The sequence below is a fragment of the Gammaproteobacteria bacterium genome (assembly GCA_013003425.1).
Lineage (GTDB): Bacteria > Pseudomonadota > Gammaproteobacteria > Steroidobacterales > JABDKV01 > JABDJB01.
Window position 1 is genome coordinate 1 of record JABDJB010000020.1, and the last position, 6,594, is coordinate 6,594.

The 6,594-nt window shown below is 59.3% G+C and carries 5 protein-coding genes; all 5 read right to left on the reverse strand.

All coding sequences use genetic code 11. From position 1 onward, the window contains the following. On the reverse strand, positions 1-778 hold a 778-nt coding region (locus tag HKN06_04020), incomplete at its 3' end, for a deoxyguanosinetriphosphate triphosphohydrolase (GenBank protein NNF60479.1). Continuing rightward, entirely contained in the window at positions 750-1,826 is a 1,077-nt protein-coding gene (aroB, locus tag HKN06_04025; protein NNF60480.1) for a 3-dehydroquinate synthase, read from the reverse strand. The genes HKN06_04020 and aroB, both read right to left, overlap by 29 nt. Positions 1,827-1,868: 42 nt before the next feature. Next, positions 1,869-2,381 (reverse strand): shikimate kinase AroK, encoded by a 513-nt coding sequence (aroK, locus tag HKN06_04030; GenBank protein NNF60481.1) that lies wholly within the window; start codon positions 2,379-2,381, stop codon positions 1,869-1,871. Positions 2,382-2,441: 60 nt separating this feature from the next. Further along, a complete protein-coding gene (locus tag HKN06_04035) occupies positions 2,442-4,250 on the reverse strand; it encodes an Ig-like domain-containing protein (protein ID NNF60482.1) in 1,809 nt (602 codons plus the stop codon). Positions 4,251-4,301: 51 nt separating this feature from the next. Beyond that, entirely contained in the window at positions 4,302-6,407 is a 2,106-nt protein-coding gene (locus tag HKN06_04040; GenBank protein NNF60483.1) for a type IV pilus secretin PilQ, read from the reverse strand. Positions 6,408-6,594: the final 187 nt, after the last annotated feature.

Sequence of the window (6,594 nt, forward strand, 5' to 3'; positions counted from 1 at the left end):
CATAGACCAGCCTGCGGCCGTCAAGGCCCGGATAACGCTCGAGAACCGAATCGGACGCCCGTCGATATAATGAGACCTCGCGTAGCGCGTCGTGCTCAAGCAGGCCGGCGCGCAGGCCGTCATCCACATCGTGGTTGTTGTAGGCGATTTCATCGGCAATATTTGCCAGCTGGGCCTCGAGACCCGGCTGAGTGCGATTGAGAAAGCGCGCGCCGAGGTCGCCCAGTTCGCGGGCGTTGCTTACAGAGCAGTGTTTAAGGATGCCCTCACGCGTCTCAAAGCTGAGGTTTAAGCCCGGGAATTCCGCATATTTTTCTTCCAGTTCATCAACGACGCGCAGTGACTGCAGATTGTGCTCGAAGCCACCAAAATCGCGCATGCATCGATTGAGTGCATCCTGACCTGCGTGCCCGAAGGGCGTATGACCCAGGTCATGAGCAAGCGAGATCGATTCAGCGAGATGTGAGTTGAGGCCGAGGGCACCTGCTACGGTACGTGCGACCTGCGCTACTTCGAGGGAATGCGTCAGGCGTGATCGGTACAGATCCCCCTCGTGATTGACAAATACCTGGGTCTTGTAGACCAGCCTGCGAAATGCGCTGGCATGGATAATTCGGTCACGGTCGCGTTGAAATACGCCGCGGTACGGGTGTCCGTCTTCCGGGTAAACGCGGCCTCGGGTGCTGATCTCGCTGGCCGCGCAGGGCGCCAGTCCGTCACCTGACGCTCCCGCCTGGGTTTTCTGGTGACTATTCAAAGTACTCGGCCAGCAACTCATCCAGTAATGCTTCGGGCACCTGGTCACTGATGACAGGCGAGCCGATTCCTTCGAGCAGAATGAAGCGCAGGCGTCCACGCAAGACCTTTTTATCCGCCCGCATAATCGCCTTTATCTGTTCGATCTCCAGCGGTGGTGGCTTAATCGGTAGCTCAAGCTTCGTGAGCAGCGCGCGCACCCGCTCCAAAACGCTTTGATCGAGGAGCCGCATCCGGCACGACAGGTCGCAGGCGATCAGCATACCGACGCCGACGGCCTCGCCGTGCAGCCAGCCGCCGTAACCCACGGCATTTTCGATTGCGTGCCCAAAGGTGTGCCCGAAGTTCAGAATCGCGCGAACCCCGGCCTCCCTTTCGTCAGCAGTGACAATTTCGGCCTTGATTTCGCAGCAGCGGCGCACCATGTAAATGAGCCTGTGCGGCGCCAGGCTGACAAGGTCTGCTGCATGCTGCTCCAGCCACTCCAGGAACTCAGGGTCGCGCACGAGACCGTATTTGACGACCTCTGCGAGGCCTGCGCGATACTCCCGTGAGCTCAGGGTCTCAAGCGTGCTGATGTCTACCAATACGCAGCGCGGCTGGTGAAACGCGCCGATCAGATTCTTGCCTCCGACGTGATTTACGCCGGTTTTGCCGCCAACCGACGCGTCTACCTGGGCGAGCAGGGTCGTGGGCACCTGGATAAAGTCGATTCCGCGCTGAAAGCAGGCTGCGGCAAAACCGCTGATGTCTCCGACCACGCCGCCGCCCAGCGCGATCAGGCAGGCATCGCGCCCGAATCCATCTTCCACCAGCGCATCAAGTATCGTCGTTGCGGTGGTTAGCGTCTTATGTGCCTCGCCGTCTGGCAGCAATATCTGGCTGCAGCGGACCTGCGGCGGCATACCCTGCATAAGCTTGTCCATGTACAGCGGCGCGACGGTTTCGTTGCTCACGACCATAGCGCTACCGCCGGGGAGGTGGTTAGCGAGCAGGCCGTTTTCCAGCAAATGGTGCCCGATGTAGATCGGATAGCTGCGCGTTCCAAGATTGACGGTAAGAGTTTCCAATGCGGGTCCCTGAAGATGCGAGCCTGAATTATAAACGCGGCCTCAATCCAGAAGTCGCCGGATTTCGTTTACTACTGAAGGAACCCGGCGCCCGTCTGTTTCAATGGTGTGATCCGCCAGCGCCATGTAAAGAGGATTGCGAATCCCGGCCAGCTCCAACAGGCGGCTTTCGGGGTCTTCGGTCTGCAGCAATGGCCGGTGATGACTGCGCCGGGTGCGTTCCAGCTGCTGCGGCACGCTGGCGGCCAGATAAACCACCGTGCCGCGAGTGGCGAGGTGCGTGCGATTATCCTCGGCGAGGACGGCGCCGCCACCGGTGGCAAGGACAATATTGCTCAGCTGGGTAAGGTGATCGATCGCCGCACTCTCGCGTGCCCTGAAGCCCGCTTCACCTTCCTTCTCGAAAATGAGGTCGATGTCGACGCCTGTTCTCGCCTCGACCTCGGTATCACTGTCGTAGAAGTCCCGGCCCAGCGCCCGGGCAAGACGCTTGCCCACCGCGGTTTTGCCGGCACCCATGGGGCCAATCAGAAATATGTTCAGCGTTGTGTTCACGCCGGCTAGCGTAACAGAGAGCGCCAAAGAAGCGACCCGGCGTGTGCCGGGTCGCGGGTGTCAGAGTGTAGAGGCGCAGTCGCCGATTTGACCGTAGGGGCTGGGATTGCCCGGCGGGTTGGTTTCTCGCGCTACATCCGATGCGGCTATGGGCAGCACGAATCGGGAGCTGGCGCTCGATTCCGTACCCTGCACGGAGGTCTGTGCCTCCAGCACGACCTGGACCCAGCGCGCGAACTCCTGCGGATATACGACATCAATCAGGGCAAAGCCATTGACATCCGTGGTGACCGAGCCCGGCACAACCGACGCGACATTGCCTGCCTCGATTTCGAGGCTGCTGTTGAAGTCTTCACCGACATCCAGAATGCCGTTGCGATTCACGTCCTCGTCGTTGCAAACAGCGGTGATATTCTGCTGCCAGTCGCCCGTCAGAGGCAGCTGCCAGTTACCCTTGCTGTAAAACTCGGACAAGAGCGACAGCACAACGCCGACACCGGCCACGCCGTTACCCTGGCTGTCTGTCACCTGCACCGCAAACTGAATCAGGTATTGAGCCGGATTCGGCTCTTCAATTTCGTTGCCCGTGCCAATAGTGATGAACACCTCGCGTCGCGCCACGGTCAATAAGGCGGTGTCCGTGATGCCGGTACCCGCCACTGTTGCCGTGATCTCCACCCCGTCGGTGGCGCTGGTTGAGTTGCTGGCGGTATAAAAAGTTTGTGCCCGGCCCAGGCTGTCCGTGATGGCTGAGGCCACTGACAGCTGCCCACCGGTAATGTCGTCAAGGCTGAAATTGACTGCCTGGTTTTTCACCAGGTTGTTGCTCGCATCACGAACAATGGCCGTGATGGCGCTCTGATCGTTCGGCGCGATGGTAAACGGGTTGGCCTGAACCGTCACGGTTGCCGGCGTCGTGGCAACGAATTCGATAGTCAGCGTCGTGCTGATGCCGCCGCTGGTGGTGGCCGAAATCACCGCCGCACCTGCGTTGGCCGAACTCACGTCAACCGTCGCGTTGCCCGCGGCATCGGTTATGTCGGTCGGGCTGGTAAGCGTGCCGCGGGTAGTCGAAAAGCTGATCGTTTCGCCCACGACTGGTGAGCCGCCAGACTGAAGATTTACGACAAGTGTCTGTGCGTCACCGAGATTGACTTCGGTATTTGCGGCGGGTGACGAAAATGCAAAGCTGTCGCTGGATACTGCGATAGCCGTGGTTGTCTGCAACCCAAGGGCTGAAATCGTAAGCGTGTCCGAGGTGCTGGCAGTAAGGTCAAACTGCGCCTGGCCGCTGGAATCTGTCGTTAACGGCGGAACAGGTGTGATGGTGCTGCCTGCCGCGGAGCTTACATCCACCGCAGTGTTGGCGATGCCGTTACCGCCGGCGTCGCTCAGGACCACTGTGTAGGTAGCGGTTGCCCCTGAAACCAGCGAGCCTGGCCCGGTTACCGTCAGCGTGGTACCAATAACGCTGACCGCCACGCTGGAAGCCAGACTGTCTGCCGTGCCCGTTACGGAAATGGTGCGATTAGTGGGGTCGCCGGCAACGCTCAGCGTGGCCGTCGCCTGACCATTGCTGTCGGTCGTTCCCTGCACGATATTCAAGCCGCCGGAATCTGTAGCAAAACTTACCGGTACGCCTGCCACGAAAATGTTGTTTGCGTCCCGGGCGAGCGCCGTAATCGTCACGGTGGCTGAGCCATCTGACGGCAGTTGCGGGTTGCTGGTCAGCAGCTGCAATGATGCTGCAGTGGGCGTGCCGGGTCCGCCGCCCGGTGTCCCGCCGGTGGTAACGAGTGAACTACTGTCGCCGCATCCGGTAACGAATCCGGTCAGCATAAGCAGCAAAGTCAATATAGGCTTGCGCATCGATAAATTCCTCAGGTACTCAATTCAATTCCGGTTGATTCGCTGCGTTAATCACTTAATGTTCGTGCCTTCCTTGAGGATCTTCGGGGTTACGAAGACCAGCAATTCGGACTTGTTGGACTGTCTCTGGCTCGACTTGAAAAGTTTGCCGAGCACTGGCAGGTCACCAAGATAGGGCACTTTACTTTCGGTATTGCGGCGATCGGTGATGTAAATACCGCCCAGCACCACCGTTTCTCCGTTCTTAACCAGCACCTGCGTGTTGACTTCGTTCGTGTCGATGCTCGGCACAAAACCACCGGTTGCGCTGGCAACCAGCTCACCGACGCTGTCGTTGCTGATCAGAAGATCCATGATGATGCGGTCATCGGGCGTAATCTGCGGAGTTACTTCGAGACGCAGCACAGCTTCCTTGAACTGCGTGGCTGTCGCGCCGCTGGATGATGCTTCCTGGTAAGGAATCTCAACACCCTGTTCGATGCTCGCCCTCTTCTGGTTGGAGGTGACGACGCGCGGCGTTGAGATGACTTCGCCGCGACCCTCGGACTGCATTGCTGCAAGTTCAAGGTCGATGAGGTAGTCGGAGTCGAGAATGGCCAGTGCGACGCGTCCCGAGGGGTTAGCCACCGGCAGATTCACGTTGAAGCGATCTGCCTGGGCGGGCAGGCCGACGGGGAATGGCTGGCCCGAGGTCTGCAGATTGTCGAGGCCGGAATCGACAATGGAGCCGGTGCCGCTAGCGCTTCCTGAAACGGCGATCAGCCCGTCGGAGCTGTTGTCTGTGACAGCCGTCGCGCCCATGCGAACACCAAGTTCACGGCTGAAGTCGTCATTGGCAATGACAATGCGGGATTCGATCAGCACCTGCCGAATCGGAATGTCGAGCTGCCGGACCAGCCGGCGAATCTCGGCGAGTTTCTCTGCCGTGTCCTGTACGAGCAGCGTATTAGTCCGCTCGTCGATGGCTACGTTGCCGCGCTCCGAAAGCAGGGCATTGCCACCGCCAATCAGTGATGCAAGCTCGCCCGCCTTGGCATAATTAACCTGGATAAACTCGGACCGAAGCGGAACGAGTTCCTCAATCTGCTTACGTGACTCAAGCTCGCGGCGCTCACGTTCCGCAATCTCCTCGGCAGGTGCCACGATAATGACATTGTCATTCTGGCGCATGTCGAGTCCTTTGGTGCGCAGAACAATATCGAGCGCCTGGTCCCATGGCACGTTCTGCAAACGCAGCGTAACGTTGCCAGCGACCGTGTCGCTGACGACAATGTTGAGGCCGCTCGTATCTGCCAGCAGCTGAAGCACCGCGCGTGTTTCTATGTCCTGGAAATTGAGCGTCAGGCGTTCGCCGGTGTAAACCTTCTTTTCCTCGTCTTCCATCGCCGCCGCTGCGCTTTCTGAAACGGGCTTGAGCTCGATGATGAAGAGGTTGTCTGACTGGTAAGCAAGTTGTTCAAAGTTGCCGGTGGCATTGACGACCATGCGCGTGTTGCCGCCGACTTGCAGCGTGTCAATGGTGGTGACAGGCGTGGCGAAATCTGTAACGTCAAGGCGACGCATCAGTCTTGCTGGCAACGAGGCGCCGGAAAATGTTGCCTGTACCTGGGTGCCTTCCTGGCGCAGATCCACCGGTGTTCCCGGGTCGCTCAGGCGCACCAGGATCATGCCAGAGCCGTCGCTGCCCCGGCGGAAATCCACATCCTGCAGTCCACGACCGCCAGCCGCAGACGGTGCTGAGCTGCCAGCCGCAGGGCCAAATGTGGCAAAGGAGCCCGAATCGGCCGAGGCTCCCTCCAGCCTGACAACGACGCTGTTGCCTTCAACCCGGGTTGTGTAGCTTGTGAGCTCATCGAGATTCAGAACGACGCGCGTGCGACCGCCGGCCTCAGCAGCAAGCACCGTGTTCAGCGCGCCAACGCCGACGTCCGTGCGACGCGATGCCATTCCGAGGCTTGTGCCCGGCAGGTCGATAGCGATGCGAGCAGGGTTGTCGATCGTGAAACTCAGGGGCTCAGGCGCGGCGCTGCTCATCTGCAGGCGCAGCTCGACCCCCTGGCCAGGTAACTGTGTAAATTCTATGGACTGAAGTTCGTTCGTTGATTCCTGCGCGCCGGCCAGCGAGACCATCAGGCCCCAAATGCCTGTCAGCAGCATGGCGAAAGCAAGCAACTGTGGCAAAGACGACGGCGTCAATGTTTGCCGGATCCATGTCGCGCTTGAAGGCTTTGTTATAGAGGTCATGCTTTTTACTCCAGGAAGCATCAGTCGCTCAGCGCTATGGCGGCGGGCCTTTCAATCCAACCACCAAGTCCGTCTGAAATGATTTCAACAATTTTTATTT

Coding starts and splice junctions, on each gene's coding strand:
- HKN06_04035 (NNF60482.1), bottom strand. CDS start 4,250: ATGCGCAAGCCTATATTGACTTTGCTGCTTATGCTGACCGGATTCGTT.
- HKN06_04040 (NNF60483.1), bottom strand. CDS start 6,407: ATGCTGCTGACAGGCATTTGGGGCCTGATGGTCTCGCTGGCCGGCGCG.